This window comes from Streptomyces sp. M-16, assembly GCF_052114405.1.
Classification (GTDB): Bacteria; Actinomycetota; Actinomycetes; order Streptomycetales; family Streptomycetaceae; genus Streptomyces.
In genome coordinates this window covers 42509-61082 of record NZ_JBFRER010000071.1, presented here as the reverse complement: position 1 = coordinate 61082, position 18574 = coordinate 42509, and the positions used below count along the sequence as shown (strand labels likewise).

General features: G+C 75.5%; 6 protein-coding genes. All 6 read right to left on the bottom strand.

The window, feature by feature from the left end; genetic code table 11:
• Window positions 1–9110, bottom strand: a 9110-nt coding sequence (locus tag AB4039_RS27545; protein ID WP_442272060.1) for a type I polyketide synthase, incomplete at its 3' end; no start/stop codon positions are given.
• A gap of 181 nt (window positions 9111–9291) precedes the next feature.
• Window positions 9292–10893, bottom strand: coding sequence for a GMC oxidoreductase (locus AB4039_RS27540; protein ID WP_266846788.1), 1602 nt, complete (start codon window positions 10891–10893; stop codon window positions 9292–9294).
• 135 nt (window positions 10894–11028) lie between these two features.
• Window positions 11029–11268: a ferredoxin gene (locus AB4039_RS27535; protein WP_442272059.1), complete on the bottom strand. Its 240-nt coding sequence runs from the start codon at window positions 11266–11268 to the stop codon at window positions 11029–11031.
• The gene (locus tag AB4039_RS27530) at window positions 11265–12461 is read right to left on the bottom strand and encodes a cytochrome P450 (protein ID WP_442272058.1); all 1197 of its coding nucleotides are present in this window, start codon (window positions 12459–12461) and stop codon (window positions 11265–11267) included. The genes AB4039_RS27535 and AB4039_RS27530 overlap by 4 nt, the downstream gene beginning before the upstream one ends.
• A 325-nt stretch (window positions 12462–12786) precedes the next feature.
• Entirely contained in the window at window positions 12787–15573 is a 2787-nt protein-coding gene (locus AB4039_RS27525; RefSeq protein ID WP_442272057.1) for an AAA family ATPase, read from the bottom strand.
• 48 nt (window positions 15574–15621) lie between these two features.
• The gene (locus AB4039_RS27520; protein ID WP_442272056.1) at window positions 15622–18549 is read right to left on the bottom strand and encodes an AAA family ATPase; all 2928 of its coding nucleotides are present in this window, start codon (window positions 18547–18549) and stop codon (window positions 15622–15624) included.
• Window positions 18550–18574: the final 25 nt, after the last annotated feature.

Genomic DNA, 18574 nt, shown 5'->3' with positions numbered 1-18574 from the left:
CCCGCCAGAAGATCCGGACGGACACCCCAGGACTCCACCAGGCGGAACAACGCCACCTCGACCGCGAACAACGCCGGCTGCGCGTAACCCGTCCGGTCGAGGAGCTCCGCGTCATCGCCGAACACCACGCCCGCCAGAGGACGTTCGAGGTGCTGATCCACATGGGCACACACCGCGTCGAACGCATCCGCGAACACCGGGAAGGCCGCGTACAGATCACGCCCCATCCCCAGCCGCTGACTCCCCTGCCCCGAGAACAGGAACGCCGTACGGGTGCCCTCCTCGTCGCCTGCGGAGTCGGTGGCGCCGGTGATGACGTGGGACGAGGACCCGGTGGGAAGTCCGTCGGCGAGGGCGGCCAGCCCGCGCAGCAGTTCGTCGCGGTCGGTGCCCACGACGGCGGCGCGCCGCTGGAGGGCCGACCGGCCCGTCGCGAGCGAGAGGCCGATGTCGGCGGGGCCGGCCTCCGGGTGGTCGGCCAGGTGGGCGCGCAGCCGGTCGGCCTGCACGCGCAGGGCGGTGGCGTCCTTCGCGGAGAGGAGCCAGGGGACGGCCGCCATCGGGGTGGCCGGGGCGGCTGCCGGGTCGGTGTCTTCGGGCTCCGGGGCCGCTTCGGGAGCCTGCTCGACGATGACGTGGGCGTTGGTGCCGCTCACGCCGAAGGCCGAGACGCCGCCCCGGCGGACGTGTTCGTGGTCATCGGGCCAGGTGATGGGCTCGGTCAGGAGCTCGACCGAGCCCGTGGTCCAGTCGACGTGCGGGGTCGGCGCGTCCACGTGCAGGGTCCTGGGGAGTTGCCCGTGCTGGAGGGACAGCACCAGCTTCATGACGCCGGCGACACCGGCGGCGGCCTGGGTGTGGCCGATGTTCGACTTGAGCGAGCCCAGCAGCAGCGGTCGGCCGTCGGGCCGGTCCTGGCCGTACGTGGCGAGGAGCGCCTGGGCTTCGATCGGGTCGCCGAGCCGGGTGCCGGTGCCGTGCGCCTCCACCACGTCGACGTCGGTGGCCGACAGGCCCGCGTTGGCCAGCGCCTGCCGGATGACCCGCTGCTGCGCGGGTCCGTTCGGGGCGGTGAGCCCGTTGGACGCGCCGTCCTGGTTGATCGCGGAGCCCCGTACGACGGCCAGTACCCGGTGGCCGTTGCGGCGGGCGTCGGAGAGGCGTTCGAGGAGGAGCATGCCGGTGCCCTCGCCCCAGCCGGTGCCGTCGGCCGACGCGGCGAAGGCCTTGCAGCGGCCGTCGGCGGCCAGGCCGCGCTGGCGGCTGAACTCGACGAAGATGCCGGGGTTGGACATGACGGTGACGCCGCCGGCGAGGGCCAGTTCGCATTCGCCCAGGCGCAGCGACTGGACGGCCAGGTGGAGGGCGACCAGGGACGACGAGCAGGCCGTGTCGACGGTCAGGGCCGGGCCTTCGAGGCCGAAGGTGTAGGCGAGGCGGCCGGAGACGACGCTGGCGGCCCGGCCGGTGAGCAGGTAGCCCTCGACGCCTTCGGGGGCCTTGCGCAGGCCGGAGGCGTAGTCCTGTCCGTTGGAGCCGATGAAGACTCCGGACCGGCTGCCCTTGAGGGTGGCGGGGTCGATGCCGGCGCGTTCGAAGGCTTCCCAGGTGACTTCGAGCAGCAGCCGCTGCTGGGGGTCCATGGCGAGGGCCTCGCGCGGGGAGATCCCGAAGAATCCGGCGTCGAAGTCGCCCGCGTCGTAGAGGAAGCCGCCTTCGCGGGCGTAGGTGGTTCCGGGGTTCTCGGGGTCGGGGTGGTAGAGCGTGTCGAGCGGCCAGCCGCGGTTCTCGGGGAATCCGGAGAGGACGTCCCGGCCCTCGGTGAGGATCTCCCACAGCTCTTCGGGGGAGGTGACCCCTCCCGGGAAGCGGCAGCTCATCGCGACGATGGCGATCGGCTCGTCGTCGGCGGGCGGGGCGAGCGGTGCGCCGGGGTGGCCGTCGTCGTGGCCGGCGGCCCGCGGGCTTCCCGATATCCGGGCGTGGAGGTATCCGGCGAGTTCCGTCGGGTTGGGGTAGTCGAAGACGACGGTGGTGGGCAGGCGCATCCCGGCGGCGCCGGCGAGCCGGTTGCGCAGCTCGATCGCGGTGAGGGAGTCGAATCCCGTGTCGCGGAAGGCACGTCGGGGTGGGATGGCGTCGACGCCGGAGTGCCCGAGGACGGTGGCGGCCTGGGTGCGGACGAGCTCGACGACGGCCCGGAGCTGTTCGGTGTCGGACAGGCCGGTCAGCCGCTGGGCCAGTGCCGGGCCGCCGGGGGTGGCACCGGTGGCGGCGGGGGTCCCGGCGGCGTCGAGGACGCGCCGTGCCTCGGGGAGGCGGCGCAGCAGCGGGTAGTCGCCGCTGATCGCGAAGGCGGGGACGAAGCGGTCCCAGTCGATGTCGGCGAGGGTGACGGCCGTGTCGTCGTGTTCCATGGCCCGGCGCAGGGCGGCGATGCCGAGGTCGGCGGGCATGGGGAGGATGCCGCGCCGGGTGAGGTGTTGTTCGGCGAGGTCTCCCATCATGCGGCCGCTGCCCCAGGAGCCCCAGGCGATGGCGGTGGCGGGGAGTCCTTGGGCGCGGCGCTGGTGGGCGAGGGCGTCCAGGAAGGCGTTGCCGGCGGCGTACCCGCCCTGGCCGCCGTTGCCGACGACGCCGGCGATGGAGGAGAAGAGGACGAAGAAGTCCAGGTCGAGGCCGGCCGTGAGGTCGTGCAGGTGGAGCGCGGCGTCGACCTTGGGGCGCAGGACGTGTGCGAGGCGCTCGGTGGTCATGGCGTCGATGACGCCGTCGTCGAGGACGCCCGCGGCGTGGATGACGCCGGTGAGGGGGTGTTCGCCGGGCAGCGAGTCCAGGAGCCGGCCGAGGTCGTCGCGGTCGGTGACGTCGCAGGTGGCGATGGTGGTGCGGGTGCCGAGGGCGGTGAGTTCGTCGCGGAGTTCGGGGGCGCCCGGGGCGGCGGGGCCGCTGCGGCTGGTGAGGACGAGGTGCTGGGCTCCGGAACGGGCGAGCCAGCGGGCGACGTGGGCGCCGAGGGTGCCGGTGCCGCCGGTGATCAGGACGGTGCCGTGCGGACGTGCCAGGACGGGGTCGGGTGTGGGGTCGGTCGTGTCCGTGTCCGCGCGGACGAGGCGGCGGGCGAGGGTGCCGGTGGCGCGGACGGCGATCTCGTCCTCGCCGTCGGGGTCGGCGAGGAGTGCGGTGAGGTGTTCGAGGGTGCGCTCGTCGAGGGTTTCGGGGAGGTCGACGAGGCCGCCCCAGCGCTGGGGGGACTCCGCGCCGACGACCCGGCCGAGGCCCCACAGCTGGGCCTGCTCGGGGTGGCGCGGCGGGTCGGCGGGTCCGGTGGCGACGGCGCCGGAGGTGGCGCACCAGAGGGGGGCGCCGATGCCGGTGTCGCCGAGGGCCTGGACGAGGGCGAGCGTTGCGGCGAGGGCGGGCAGGACCCGGGGGGCGGGCCCGGTGCCGGAGCCCGGGGCGGTCTCGGCTTCCTCGGCCGTCCCGGCGGTCCCCGCGGTCCCCGCGAGCAGGGAGAGCACGCCGCTGACGCCGTCGGGCTCCTGCCCGGCCCCGCCGAGGCGGTCGGTCAGCAGCCGGGCGACGGTCTCCCGGTCGCCGTCGGTGGCCGGGTCGAGGACGATGCGTGCGACGCGGGCGCCCCGGGCGGTGAGGGCGTCGTGGACGGCGGTGGTGTCGGAGCCGCCCTCCTGGGCGGCGGTGGTGACGAGCAACCAGGTGCCGCTCAGCGGGGAGCGGTTGCCGCGCTGGGCCTGGGTGGCGGTGGGCGTCCAGGTGACGCGGTAGCGCCAGCTGTCGATGAGCGCGCTCTCGGTGGTGCGGCGCCGCCAGTGGGCGAGCCGGCTGACCATGCTGTCGAGGGAGGCGTCGGGGGCCAGGTCCAGCGAGCTGGTCAGGGCCTGGACGTCGGCGTTCTCCACTGCTTCCCAGAAGCGGGCCTCCTCCTGGCTGTGGCCGGCGGCGGCGCCCGCGGGGGCGGCCGGGGCGGCGGCGTCGAGCCAGAACCGGCGGCGCTGGAAGGGGTAGGTGGGCAGGTCCACGGTACGGGGGTGCAGTCCGGCGAAGGCGGCGGACCAGTCGGTGGGCACGCCGTGGACGTGGGCGTCCGCGAGCGAGGTCAGGAAGCGGGCCGGGCCGCCGTCTCCGCGGCGCAGCGAGGGCACGACGTCGGCGGTGACTCCGGCCGCCTCGGCGGTCTCCTGGAGACCGACGGCGAGCACGGGGTGCGGGCTGCACTCGACGAAGACGTCGTGGCCGTCCTCCATGAGGCGGCGGACGGCGGGCTCGAAGCGGACGGTGGTGCGGAGGTTGGTGTACCAGTAGTCGGCACCGAGGTCCGCGGAGTCGACGACCTCGCCGGTGACGGTGGAGCAGAAGGGGATCCGCGGGGTCTGCGGGGTGATGCCGGCGAGTGCCTCGGCGAGTTCGGCCTCGATGATCTCGACGTGGGAGGAGTGCGAGGCGTAGTCGACGGGGACCCGCTTGGCCCGGACGCCGTCGGCGGTGCAGGCGGTGAGCAGTTCGTCGAGGGCGTCCGCGTCGCCGGAGACGACGATGGAGCGGGGTCCGTTGACGGCGGCGATGCCGAGCCGGTCGTCCCAGGCCTCAAGGCGCCGGGTGACGTCGGCGAGGGGTTCGGGTACGGACACCATGCCGCCGAGTCCGGCGAGGCGGCTCAGCAGGCGGCTGCGGAGGGCGACGACGCGCGCGGCGTCGTCGAGGCCGAGGGCGCCGGACACGGCGGCCGCGGCTATCTCTCCCTGGGAGTGGCCGATGACGGCCGCGGGTTCGACGCCGAAGGAGCGCCACAGTTCGGCGAGCGAGACCATGACGGCCCACAGCGCGGGCTGGACGACGTCGTCGGCGCTGTCCAGGGCGGGTGCCCCGGGTGCCCCGCGCAGTACGTCCTCCAGGGACCAGTCCACGTACGGGGCCAGGGCCTCGCCGCAGGCGCGCAGCCGCTCGCGGAAGACGGCCGAGCCGTCGAGGAGTTCGACGGCCATGCCGGCCCACTGGGAGCCCTGGCCGGGGAAGACGAACACGACGCGGCGGTCCTCGGCGGCGGTGCCCTGGACGGCGCGGGGCGTGGAGCGGCCCTCCGCCAGCGCCTGCAGTCCTTCGGTGAGTTCCGCTTCGGTGGTGCCGACGACGACCGCGCGGTGCCCGAACGCCGCGCGGGTGGTGACGAGCGAGTGGCCCGTGTCCGCGGGAGCCGTGCCGGGGTGGACCAGGGTGTGCGCGAGGAGGGCACGGGCCCGGGCGGCGAGCGCCCCGGGGGTGTGGGCCGACAGCGTCCACGGCACGGCGGTCGCGCCGACGGCGGGCTCCACGGCGCGCTCCGCGGCGGGGGTGCCGGCGGGGGCCTGCGCGGCCAGAGCGTCGGCGGGGGCGCCCGCGGCCGGGGCGCCGGCGGTCTCGCGGGCGTCCGGGGCCTCTTCGATGATGGCGTGCGCGTTGGTGCCGCTGATCCCGAACGAGGACACGCCGGAGCGGCGCGGCCGGCCGGTCTCCGGCCACTCGGCCGCCTCGCCGAGCAGCCGCACCCGGCCGCCGGCCCAGTCGATGTGGGGGGACGGCACCTCGGCGTGCAGGGTCTTGGGCAGGACGCCGTGCTGGAGGGCCAGGACCATCTTCAGCACGCCCGCGATGCCCGCGGCGGCCTGGGTGTGGCCGATGTTCGACTTCAGCGAGCCGAGCCACAGGGGCCGGTCCTCGGGCCGGTCCTGGCCGTACGTGGCCAGGAGCGCCTGGGCTTCGATCGGGTCGCCGAGCCGGGTGCCGGTGCCGTGCGCCTCCACCACGTCGACGTCGGTGGCCGACAGGCCCGCGTTGGCCAGCGCCTGCCGGATGACCCGCTGCTGCGCCGGCCCGCTGGGCGCGGTGAGCCCGTTGGAGGCGCCGTCCTGGTTGATCGCGGAGCCCCGTACGACGGCCAGTACCCGGTGGCCGTTGCGGCGGGCGTCGGAGAGGCGCTCCAGCAGGACCATGCCCGTGCCCTCGGCGAGGCCGAACCCGTCGGCGTCGGCGGAGAAGGCCTTGGAGCGCCCGTCCGGGGCCAGCGCGCGCTGCTTGCTGAACTCGATGAACGCGCCGGCCGACGGCAGGACGGTGACGCCGCCCGCCAGGGCCAGCGAGCACTCGCCGGTGCGCAGCGACTGGGCGGCCAGGTGCAGCGCGACCAGCGAGGACGAGCAGGCGGTGTCGACCGTGACGGCGGGACCCTCGAACCCGAAGGTGTAGGCGAGGCGGCCCGAGGCGACACTGGCGGTGTTGCCGGTCAGCAGGTAGCCGCTGACGTCCTCGGGCGCCTCGTACAGGCGGGGGCCGTAGTCCTGGGTCATGGCTCCGACGAAGGTGCCGGTGCGGGTGCCGCGCAGCGTGCCGGGGTCGATGCCGGCGCGTTCCAGCACCTCCCAGCCGGTCTCCAGGAGGAGCCGCTGCTGCGGGTCCATGGCGAGGGCCTCGCGCGGGGAGATCCCGAAGAACTCCGGGTCGAAGTCGGCGGCCCCGTGGAGCAGCGCCGCCTCGCGCTGGTAGTAGCGGCCCGGCCGGCCGGGCTCCGGGTCGTAGAGGCCCTCGACGTCCCAGCCGCGGTCGGCGGGCAGGGCGGACACGGCGTCGCCGCCCTCGGTGAGCAGCTGCCAGAGGGCTTCGGGGGTGTCGATGCCGCCGGGCAGCCGGCAGCTCATGGCCACGATGGCGACGGGTTCGTCCCAGGCGGCCGTGGTGGTGTCGTCGGCGGCCTCGTCCCGGGTGCCGAGGGCGTCCGCGACGATGCGGCCGGTCAGCGAACGCGGGGTGGGGTGGTCGAAGACGACCGTGTGGGGCAGCGCGAGGCCGGTCGCCTCGTTGAGCCGGTTGCGCAGTTCGATGGCGGTGACGGAGTCCAGGCCCAGGTCCCGGAAGGCGTGTCCGGCGCCGACCGCCGCCGGGTCGGGCAGGTCGAGCAGTGCGGCGGTGACGGAGCGGACGAGTGCGCCGACGGCGCGCTCGCGTTCGGCCTCGGGCAGGGTGCGCAGCCGCTCGGCCAGCGCGGGAGCGTCCTCCGCGGCACCGGGCCGCCGGAAGGGGTAGGTCGGCAGCGGCAGCCGGCCGGCCGGGGCGTCGGGGAACGCCTGCTCCCAGTCGATGTGCACACCCTGTACGTAGGCCTCCGCGAGGGCGGTACGGAACCGGCGCGGGCCGCCCTGGTCGCGGCGGAGGGTACTGACGGAAACGGGGTGCCGTCCGGCGGCGGAGGCCGTCTCCTGCATCGCCGCGGTGAGGGACGCGTGGGGGTTGACCTCGATGAGGGCCTGGTGGCCGTCGGCGAGCAGCGCGTGCGTGGTCTGTTCGAACCGTACCGGCCGTCGCAGGGCCTCGAACCAGAAGGCGGCGTCCAGGGTGCGGCCGTCGACGATGCCGCCGGTGGCGGAGGAGTAGAGCGGGGTGTGGGTGGCCCGGGGGGTGACGGCGGCGAGTTCGGCGGTCATCCGGTCGCGGAGGGCCTCGACGTGGGACGAGTGGGCGGCGGCTCCGACGGCGACGCCCCGGCAGCGGATGCCGTCCGCCTCCAGCGCCTCGCGCAGCTCGCGCACGGCGTCGGTGTCGCCGGAGACGACGACGGATTCGGGGCCGTTGTACGCGGCGACGTCGAGCCTGCCCTCCCAGGGCCGCAGGCGCTCCGCCATCCGGTGGCCCGGCAGGGACACCGCGAGCATGTCGCCGCCGTGTGCGACGAGTTCGGCCAGGCCGTCGCCCCAGGAGGTGATGACCCGGGCGGCGTCCGGCAGGGTCAGCGCGCCGGACAGGTGGGCGGCCGCGATGTCCCCGATGCTGTGCCCCGCGAACGCGGCGGGGCGGGCTCCGTAGGCCAGCCAGGTCCGGGCGAGGGCGACCTGGACGGCGAAGGTGGCGGGCATGCTGACGTCGGGGGTGTCGAGGGCCGGGGCGCCGGGCCCGCCGCGCAGCACGTCGGTGAGCAGCCAGCCGGTGAACGGGGCCAGGGCCTCCTGGCACTCCAGGGCGGCGGCGCGGAACTGCGGTGAGGAGTCGAGGAGTTCGACGGCCATGCCGGGCCACTGGGAGCCGATGCCGGGGAAGACGAACGCGGTGGGGCCGGTGGCGGCGGGGCCGGCACTGCCGCGGACGACCTCGGGCGCGAAGCCGCCCCCGGCCAGGGTGGCCAGTGCGTCGAGGAGCTGTGCGGTGTTCTCGCCGAGGACGACGGCGCGGTGCGGGAAGCGGTGCCGGGTCACGGCGAGGGCGCGGCCCACGGCGGCGGGGTCGAGGCCGGGGTGGGCGGTGAGGTGGGCGTGCAGCCGCCCGGCCTGGGCGCGCAGCGCCTCGGGGCCGGCGGCGGAGAGGATCCAGGGCAGCGGCTGTTCGGCGGGGACGGCCCCGGAGCCGGGCCGCCCGGTGTCGCCGCCGTCCGCCGCGAGGGCGGCGCCGGGGGCGGTGAGCCGTCCGTCGGCGCAGAGTACGGCGCGTATGCGGTCGCCGTCGGCGAGGGCCCGCGCGAGGGTCTTCAGCAGGACTGCCCCGTAGCCGCCGGAGGAGCCGCCCGCGGCGCCGACGCCCTCCGGCCCGGTCGCCCCGGACCCGCTGGCCCCGGACCCCGCGTCCGCGGAAGCGGCGGCCCCGGACCCGGTGTCGGGGAGCAGGACGTCCGGGCCGGCGGCCAGGGCCAGGGCGCTCTCGCCCCGGCGGAGACTGTCGTGGGCCGCCCGCAGCGCGTCGGCGCCCGAGGGGACGCGCCGGACCTCCGGGTCGGCGCCGGGGGCGGTCCGCAGGACGGCGCGGACGGCGGCGGCCGCGTCGCCGTCCTGCGGGAGGTCCTCCGCGTCGGGCACGGCGAGGAACACGGCGGTGCCCGGGGCGGGCTCCGCCGCCAGGACGACACCGGCGTCCTCCAGCGCCTGCCACCACACCTCCGCCGCGGCGGGACCGTGGGGCAGTGCCCCGGTGAGGCGGGGGTCCGCCGGGCCTCCGGTGGCATCCGCGAGGAATTCCGCGTCGAACGCCCCGTGGGCCTCGGTCCCGTCCGGCGGTCGGTGCGCCGATCCGATCACCACGATCACGTCGTGCGTGCTGGTCCCGGATTCGTCCGGCATCGAAACAGACTCGCGCATAATGTGCTCCATCGACCCGTTGAACTCATGCCAATTTGCTGGTTCCGCAGCGCATTTCGGCGTGCGGGCATACCGGGGAAACCCCGTGACGATTCGCGATGTGGTGAACCGGAGGACCCCGGCGGACGCGGCAGACCCGGCAACCCCGGCAGACCCGGGCGGGCCGGTGACGGCGCCCGGTTTACGAGGCGTTGATGTCCTGCTGGATGACGCGCTCGATGTTCCGTTCCGCGAGCGCGGTGATGGTGACGAACGGATTCACGCCGATGGAGCCGGGAATGAGCGAACCGTCCGTCACGTAGAGGTTCTTGTAACCGGACACCCGGCCGTAGTCGTCGGTGGCCTTGCCCAGCACGCAGCCGCCGAGCGGGTGGTAGCAGAAGTCGTCGGAGAACGCCTTCAGCTGCTTGCCGAAGAGGTCGTAGCGGTACATCGTGGTGTTCGCCCTGTTCACGCGGTCGAACAGCGACTTCGCGGCGTTGACGGCGGGGGTGTTCTGATCGCGGGTCCAGCGCAGGTCCGCCCGGTCCTTCGCGGCGTCGTACACGAAGGCGCCGCGCTCGGGGTTCTTGGTGATCGCCAGGTAGAGACTGACCCAGGTCTCCACACCGGCCGGCATGGGGGCGATCTCGGCGAAGACGGGGGCCGTGGGGTTGTCCCAGTCGTCGATGCCCAGCGCGGGGATGGACGACTGGCTGGCACCGGTGGGGTTCCACACGTGGTTGGCGCGGGCGGTCATGATGTTGCCGTTCGGGCCCCAGCCCGCGCCGATCTCGGAGCTGAGGTCGGGCAGCGTGCCGGTCTCCCGGGCGCGCAGCAGCAGTTCCGTGGAGCCGAGGCTGCCGGCCCCGAGGAACAGGTGGCGGCAGGAGATCTCCCTGGTGGCGAGGAGCCGCCCGTCGGCGTCCTTCTGCTCGACGGTCAGCAGGTAGGTCCCGTCCTTCTGCTGCCGGATGGTCCTGGCCTGGTGGAGGGTCTCGATGGTGACCTTGCCGGTGCCCAGGGCGGCGGCGAGGTAGGTCTTGTCCAGGCTCTGCTTGCCGTGGTTGTTGCCGTAGATCACCTCTGCGGCCAGCGCCGACTTGGGGACCTCGCCGTTCGCCTCGCGCCGCATGTAGTCGAAGTCGTAGACGTTGGGGACGTGCACGGTGCCCAGGCCGGCCTTCTGCGCCTGGTCACGGGAGACGCGGGCGAACTTGTACCAGTCGGTGCCCTCGAACCAGCCGTTGTCGATGTGGTTGACGCGCAGCATGGAGTTTGCGCGCGGGAAGTAGCGGTCGTACATCGCGGCGGAGTCGACGCGCGGGAGGACCTCCTCGAAGTACGCGCGCTTCGGGGCCACCGCCATGCCGCCGTTGACGAGGGAGCCGCCGCCGACGCCGCGGCCCACGTACACGGACATCTGGTCGTAGTTGACCCGGTCCAGGACACCGGCGTAGGGGTCGATGTCACGGTTGGCCAGGTCGAGCCAGAGGAAGCTGCCGAGCGGCGCCTCGGTACGGGTCTTGAACCAGCTGGAGCGCTTGTCGGGCTTCAGCATGCCGGAGAAGACGTTGCCGTCGGGGCCCTGCTGGTTCCACAGCTGTCCCATTTCGAGCATGACGGTGCGGACGCCGGCCTCGCCGAGCCGCAGGGCGGTGACGGCCGCGCCGTAGCCCGTCCCGATGACCACGGCGGGGACGAACGCGGGGGTCCCGGCGCGGTCGGCGGCCAGGGCCCGGGTGGCGCCGATGGTGGTGCTGCCGGCCATGGCGGCGGCGCCGAGGGCCGCGAGTCCGAGCATGCGGCGACGTGAAAGGTGCTGTTCCACGGTGTGTACCTGGCTTTCCGGAAGGGGTGCGAGCGGTGGTGCGGGAGGGTGGCGGTCACGCGGAGCGGCGCGGCCCGCCGGGGCCCGGACGGGGGGCCGGGCAGGACCTCAGGGGGTCCCGGGAAACTCGGTGGTCGTGGAGGGCTCGTGCAGGGTGATGGCCGCGCAGGGGCACTGGTCGGCCGCCTCGCGGACGGCGGCGTGCACGGCGGCGGGCGGCCGGGCGTCGAGCAGCAGCACGACGCCTTCGTCGCTCTGGTCGAAGACCTCGGGGGCGAGGAGGGTGCACATGCCGGCGCCGCGGCACAGGTCCCGGCTGACCTCGACCCTCAGGGGGCCGCCGGTCACCAGGCGACGGGCAGCGCGTACACGCCGTAGACCTGCATGTCGTGGCGGAGCCTGATCTCCTCGGGCGGGCAGGCCAGGCGCAGTGCCGGGAAGCGCTCCAGCAGGGCGGTGAAGCCGACGCGCAGTTCGATGCGGGCCAGTTGCTGGCCGAGGCACTGGTGGATGCCGTGCCCGAAGCCGAGGTGGCCGCCGGCGCGCCGGGTCACGTCGAAGGACTCGGGGTCGTCGAACCGCTCGGGGTCGCGGTTGGCCGCGGCGAGGGAGACCATCACGACCTCGCCCTCCTTGATGAGGACGCCGTCGATCTCGACGTCCTCCAGGGCGGCACGGGTGGGTCCGTGGTGGACGATGCTCAGGTAGCGCAGGCTCTCCTCGACGGCGCCCTCGATCAGGGAGGGGTCGGTGCGCAGCGCGGCGAGCTGTTCGGGGTGGCGCAGCAGCGCGAAGGTTCCGAGGGCGAGCTGGTTCGCGGTGGTCTCGTGGCCGGCGACCAGCAGCAGGAAGGCGATCGACGTCAGTTCCTCGTCGGTGAGGTCCGGGTCGGCGGCGATCAGCCCGCTGAGGATGTCGTCGGTGGGCTCGGCGCGCTTGAGCCGCACCAGGCCCTGCAGGTACGTGCCCAGCGACAGGAAGGCCGCGGTCACGACCTCGGTGGACTCCCCGAAGCTGCTCCAGACGTGCGTGTCGTGCTGGAAGCCCGCACGGTCGGCGTAGGGCACGCCGAGCAGTTCGCAGATGACCAGGGACGGGATGGGCAGCGCGAAGTGCTCGAAGAGGTCGGCCTCGGATCCGAGGCGTTCCATGGCGTCGAGGCGCTCCGCGACGATGCCCTCGATCCATTCGGTGAGCATCCGCATCCGGCGGACGGTGAACTGTCCGACGAGGAGCTTGCGGTAGCGCTGGTGCTCGGGGGCGTCGTGCTGGATGAACATCCCGGGCGGTGCGGCCGGGGCCTCCTCCAGGGTCGCGGCGCGCGGCACCGGGGGGTGCTTGAGGTCTCCCCGGGCGCTGAACCGGTTGTCGGCGAGGACGGCCCGCGCGGCGGAGTATCCGGTGACGAGCCAGCCGAGGTGTCCGTCGGCGAATTCCATCCGGGTAATGGGTTCGGTCCGGCGCAGCGACTGCGTCATCGGCGGCGGATTGAAGTATCCGTCGCGGACCGTGGAAAATCTCACCGGTGCGCCCTGGCTCATTTCCGACCTTTCCTGTCCTGCATGCATTCATTGACCGTGGCGGGTTCCGCTGGGGCCCGTTGGGAAATGGGCATCGAAATCCGGCCTCCCGACGGCCTCGATTAGGCCCCGGCCACGCAGTTCGATCACCGCCAAAAGGAAGGTATGAAGACGCGGTGAAGGGTGTCAACGAAATCAATCCCTGGTGCGCTAACCCTGTGGGCGGGGAACGGAGGGTTCGGTTACCGCCGGTACCGCAGGTGTTTCGGTTCGGTTCGGTTCGGTGCCCTCCCGCGGCCGGGGGGTACCGCACCCGCAACCAGGGGTACCGCACCCGCCCGCAGCACTACGGGTGCGCCGGGCCGGCCCCGTCGGACAGAAGCCGGGCCATCGCGGCGAGGCCGGTACGGCCGTCGACCCGCAGTTTGCGGTAGACGTGGGTGAGGTGCTTCTCGACGGCGCGCGAACTCACCTCCAGCCGCTCGGCGATGGCCTTGTTGGAGGCACCGCGGGCGGCGAGCGCGGCGACCCGGCGCTCCGTGCGCGTCAGCGCCGCCGCCACGTCCTCGCCCGGGGAACCGGCGATGCCGTGCAGCGCCCGGCCCGCCCGCTCGACCATCCAGGGCGCGCCGCAGTCCAGGGCCTCCGCGCGGGCCCGGGTCAGCCGGTCCTCGGCCTCGGCCCGCCGCCCCTGGGCGAGCAGGCGGCGGCCGAGGAGCAGCGAGGTGCGGGCCCGTTCCAGGGCGTTGGCCGATCCCTCCAGGGTGAGCGCGGACTCCCGCAGCAGCGCGATGCCGCGGGCGCCTTCGGTGATGGCGCCCTTGCCGCGCTGGGCGCGGCCGATGGCCACCGGGCTGCCCCAGCTCAGGGCGCGCCCGTACTCCTCGTCCATCAGGTCGTGGGCCCGGTCGGGCCGGCCCATCCGGTAGTGCAGCGCGGACGCCCACGTGCGCCAGGGCACGATGGCCGGGTTGCGCCAGTGGGCGCGCTCGGCCGTACGGCCCCAGTCGAGGAAGCAGTCCAGGGCGGTCGGCAGGTCGTCGCGCAGTACCGCGGCCGAGCCGTGGATGAGCCGGCGCAGGGAGGGCCGGTGGCCGGGGACGGCCTCCTCCCGGCGCCCGGACAGCAGGCGTTCGCACAGAGCGGCGTCCCGGGCCTCCAGGGCGGTCAGCACGACGGGCGCCAGGGTCTGGAGCGTGGCCCAGTCGGTGACGTCCAGGGCGAGCGCCTCCGCGGCGTGCGCCCTCGCTCCCGTCAGGTCGCCGCGGGCCAGGGCGAGACGGGTGAGTCCGACGGCGATGAGGGCGCGCGGTACGTCGGCGTTCTCCCTGCGGGCCCGGTCGTGGGCGGTGTCCAGCCAGGGGCCGATGGTGGCGAGGGAGTCGGCGGCGACCAGGACGTCGGTCAGCAGCGGCAGGGCGGTGTGCACGTGGTCCGGGGCGGCGGGTTCGTGCTGCAGCAGCCGCTCCGCGAGCGCCACGGCCTCCGCGGCGTTGACCGTCTGGGCCAGCGCCGCGCCGTGCAGCAGTACGGTGACGAGCTCGCGTTCGGCGGCCGTGTCCAGGCAGGGGGCGGGGCCCAGGGACCGCAGCCGGCTGCCGCAGGTGTCCGGTTCCTCCGGGCCGGCCAACCCGGCCTGCCGCAGGCGTGCTTCCAGGCGCAGGGCGTGCCCGCGGGCGGCGCCGGTGAGCGTCGCCGCCTCCCCCAGTTCCGCCGCGGTCCTGACCACGGTGTCGACGGTGGCGGAAGGGGCGCCGTCGAGGAGGAACGGCGGGATCCGGCCCGCCACCGGGGCCCGCTGGTCCGTGTCCGGGAACAGGAACAGTGCCTGGGCGAGGTGCCGCAGCGCCGCCCGTGGCGCGAAGTCCCGCTCGATCATGGCCAGTTCCACCAGCAGCTCGGCACGGTCCGGGCCATCGGGTGAGCTGCCGAGCAGGGCGCGGCGCAGATAGCGGGCCGCGGTGTCCGGAGCCGAGCGCCGCAGGGCCGAGCCGGCCGCCGCCCGCAGTACGTCGCTCTCCCAGTCCTCGTGGCAGGAGGAGGCGGCGAGGAGCTGGGCGGCGGCCCGTTCCGCCGGGTGGCCGCCCAGGTGCAGCAGCAGGGCGGCGTGCACCCGGATGCTCTCCGCCTCGGCGGGGGTCATGGCCTCCTCGACGGCTTCGCCCACCACCGGGTGGACGAATCGGGGCACGGGGCCTTCGGCGAGCAGGCCGAGCCGGCGCAGCACTCTGAGGGCTTCGATCCGGCCGGTGCCGTCGAGGCCGGCGAGTCTGCCGATCAGCTCCTCGTCCGCGCCGTCGCCGAGTACGGCGAGAGCCGTGGCGAACTCCCGTACCGGCGCGGGCTGGTCGCGCAGGACGACGGCGAACCGTTCGTGCAGGGCCGCCGGGCGGGCCGCGTGGACGGCCCGGACGTCGTCCGCGGACCCGGGCCCGTCCCCGGTCCCCGGCAGGGCGTCGAGGATGGCGGTGAGCAGCAGCGGCCGGCCGCCGGTCACCTCGTGGCAGGCCCGTGCGTAGGCCGGGTCGACGGGGCGCCCCGTCAGGACGCCGATCAGGTCCGCGGTGCCCTCGGGCGGCAGCGGGCCCAGCCGCAGGACGCGGGAGGCCTGTTCGACGAGCTGCTGGAGCCGGGGCGCGTCCTCGCCGGGGTCGCCTTCGCGCAGGGTGACGACGAGGGTGACGCGCAGCCCCGCCACGCGTCCGGCCAGCAGGCCCAGCCAGCGCAGGGAGGCCACGTCGGCCCACTGGAGGTCGTCGACCAGCATGAGCAGCGGGGTGCGCGCACCGTACTCGGCCACCAGCCCGAGGAGGCCGTCGTCCTGCGGGGACCCCACCGACGGGCCCGCGCAGTCGCCGGGCGGCGCGATGGGGGTGCCCGGCAGCAGGGGGGTCAGCAGCTGGCCGAGCACGCCCGCCTCGAAGTCACGTTCGAACACGGCTCCGCTGGCGGTGACGACGCGCAGGCCACGGCGTTCCGCCCGCTCCGGCAAGGCGCGCAGCAGGGCGGTCTTGCCCGTGCCCAGGCCGCCGGTGACGACCACCAGCGAGCCGCCGCCGGCGCCGTGGCGCACCGCGTCCATGGCGCCGGTGATCAGGTCGAGCTCCTTCTGGCGGTGCAACAGGGGCCTCATCGTTCCTCCGTGTGTTCTGGGACGGCCCGGGGAGGGGCCGGGTGTGGCTCAAGGGCCGGGGAGCCCCGCCGTCCGCCGCAGCGCCGCGGCCAGCTGGGGCCGTCCCCGGATGCCGAGCTTGCGGTAGACCTTGGTCAGGTGGAGCTCGACGGTCCGGGGGGTGACGGCCAGTTCCTCGGCGACGGCCCGGTTGCCCAGGCCCTCGGCGGCGAGTGCCGCCACGCGCAGCTCGGCGCGGGTCAGCGCTGCGGTACCCGCCGCGGTCCTGCCCGGGGCCGCGCCTCCCGCGGGCCGCCGCACGGACGCGGACGGCGAGGGGGAGGCCGACGGGAACCGGGGGGAGGGCAGGCGCTCGGACGGGGGCGCGGAACGGGACGGGAGCGGGAGCCCGGTGGTCCCGGGCCCCGGGCCCGCCCCCCGGTCGCTGCCGAGCAGGGAATCGACGGTGAGGTGGCCGGAGGACGGGGCCGTGCCGAGGGCGACCAGCGCCTGCCGGTACTGCCAGCTGACCGGCCTCCCCCGGCCCGGAGCCGGGATTCCCCCGACGCCCCCGGGCCCGGCCCCCTCCCCCAGCGCCGCGGCCATGGCGGTGGGCGAACCCCACAGCAGGGCCCGCCGGCGTTCCTCCGCGAGCAGCGCCGCGGCCACCGGGTCTCCGGGCTCGCGGGCCCGCGCCGCGGCCGAACGCCACGGCAGCACGGCCGGGTTGACCGCCTGCCGGGCCAGCAGCTGCCGCCCGCACTCCAGCAGGTCGGCGAAGGCCTGTTCGCGCATGCCGCCGGCGAGCCGGACCCGGCCCCGGGCGTACAGCAGGTAGGCCCAGGGCAGCCCGCCCTCGGCGCCGGGCGGCAGCTCGGTCGCGAGGACCCGTTCGGCCGCCGTCCTGTCGCCCCGCCGCAGGTGCAGCAGGGCCCGTAACGCGAGGGGACCGGGAAGCATCAGCGGATGCCAGCAGCGGCTCGGCATGATCTCCTCGCACCGGTCCAGGGCCTCGGCGGCGGCGGTTTCGCGGCCGGCCCGCAGTTCGGCGAGGCAGGTGACGAGCAGGGCGAGGCCCGCGACCGCACGCGCGTCGCTCCGCCTGGCGCCCACCAGGATCTCGTCGAGCGCGCGGCGCGCCTCCGCGGTGTCCCCGGTGAGGACGAGCGCGTGCGCGGCCGCGGCCCGGACGGTGGGCGGAACGTGCTCGCGCACCCGCGGGGCCAGTGCCGTCCGGGCGAGCCACCGGGCCCGGTCGATGTTCCGGCCGCGCTGCGCGGTGCGCCAGGCGGCGACGGCCGCTTCGGCGGAGCGTTCCGGCGCCGGCGGGCCGGAGTCGGGCAGGAGCGGCTCGCCGCCGTCCGCCGGGTCCGGCCTGCTGTACTCGGTGATCCAGTGGAGGGCGCGCAGTCCCGACCGCTCGGCACTGCCCGGGCGGGCGGCGTCGGCGGCCCGGGCGATGCGGGGGCGGGGGGTGTCGACGTCGCCGCGGGCCACGAGGAGTTCCGCGGCGCGCAGCAGGGCGCGGCCCGTCTCGGCGTCGGCGACGGCCGCGGACCCGTCGCCGGGGGTCTGCAGGGCGCGGTACAGGTGGCGGCTCGCGGCCTCGGGTCCGGTGGGCAGCACGGCCGCGCTCAGGTCGGTGAGGAGCCGGATCCGCAGGGCGGGTGGCACCGGCTCGCGCAGCGCCCGTTCGAGCAGCCGGGCGGCGCGGTCGGGCCGGCCCGTGGCACGGCACTCCGCGGCCTCGCGGCGCAGGGCCTCCACCGCCCAGGGGGCTCCGATCCGGCGGGCGTCCAGCAGCATCCGGGCGAGCGCGCGGTCGGGCAGGGCCGCGCGGTGGGCCCAGTCGGCCGCCCGGGCGTGCAGTTCCTCGCGGTGTTCGCTGCCGAGTTCGGCGAGGACGGCGCGGGCCGCGGCGGTGGTGCGGAACGCGGGGCGTCCTCCCGGCGCGAGCAGGCCGGTTCCGCGCAGCAGGGCCAGGGCCCGGGAGGTGCCGAGGGCACGTGGGCCGGCCAGCGCGTCGATCAGGCCGGGGGTGCAGTCGGGTCCGGCGACGGCGATGGCGCGCAGGACCCCGAGGAGTTCGTCGGGCAGCAGGGCCAGGGTCCGTACGGTGCGTTCCCGTACCGCCTCCGCCGCGCTCTCCTCCAGCCGCCCGGGATGGTCGGTGCCGGGCGTCCAGCCGTGCCGGACGAACCGTCCGACGATCGAGCGCATCAGGGCCGGGCTGCCGTCGGCGTGCCGGACCGCCTCGGCGAGGAAGGCCTCGTCCACCGGGGCCTGCCAGCTCCCGGCGATGAACTCGCCGACGGCGCCGTCCGACAGCGGGCCCAGCGTCAGCGAGTGGCGGGCCACGGCGTCCTCGCCGGCCAGGGTGCAGGGATCGATCCGTGCGTCCGTGGCGGCCGGAACGGCGCTGTTGCGGGACGTGAGGAGCATGAGGGGCATCCCGGCCAGCCTGCGGGCCAGCGACCGCAGTCCGCGCAGCGACTGCGGGTCGGCCCACTGCACGTCGTCGACGGCGAGGAGCAGGGGTCCACCGCGGGCGGCCTCCAGGACGTCGGCGTACAGGTCCGTCGTCCGGCGGGGCCGCGCCCCGTCGGCGCGCCCGGCCGCGGGTCGTCCGGTGGCGTGGGACGGGGCGCCGGGCCCGGTGCGGGCGGCGGGAGCGGAGAGCAGTGCGCCGAGCCGCCCGGCCACGCCGTGGGGCAGCCCGGCCTCCTCCGCGGTCGCCCGGACGGCGGCGACCCCCATGCCCGCGGCCCCGGCCAGGGCCGCCGCGTGGTCGAGCAGTGCGCTGCGTCCCATGCCGGGCGGCCCGTGGACCTCGACGAGTGCCGGCCGTCCCGTGCGCACCTGTCCCAGCAGGCCGTTCAGCAGGTCGGCCTCGGTGTCCCGTCCGATGAGCGCGGCCGGTTCCCCGGTCCCGCCCGGCCGCCTCCGGTGCGCCGGTGGCGTGGCGCGAACCGGGTGGGCCGCTGTCGTCCGCTCCATGACTGTCCGTCCTCCAGGGGTGTCG

Bases quoted from the DNA above. Each gene is read 5' to 3' on its own strand.
- AB4039_RS27540 (WP_266846788.1), bottom strand. From the start codon at position 10,893: ATGCTCGGACTCGCGGCCCTCGGCGCCGCCGCCATGGCCGGCAGCACC.
- AB4039_RS27530 (WP_442272058.1), bottom strand. From the start codon at position 12,461: ATGAGCCAGGGCGCACCGGTGAGATTTTCCACGGTCCGCGACGGATAC.
- AB4039_RS27525 (WP_442272057.1), bottom strand. From the start codon at position 15,573: ATGAGGCCCCTGTTGCACCGCCAGAAGGAGCTCGACCTGATCACCGGC.
- AB4039_RS27520 (WP_442272056.1), bottom strand. From the start codon at position 18,549: ATGGAGCGGACGACAGCGGCCCACCCGGTTCGCGCCACGCCACCGGCG.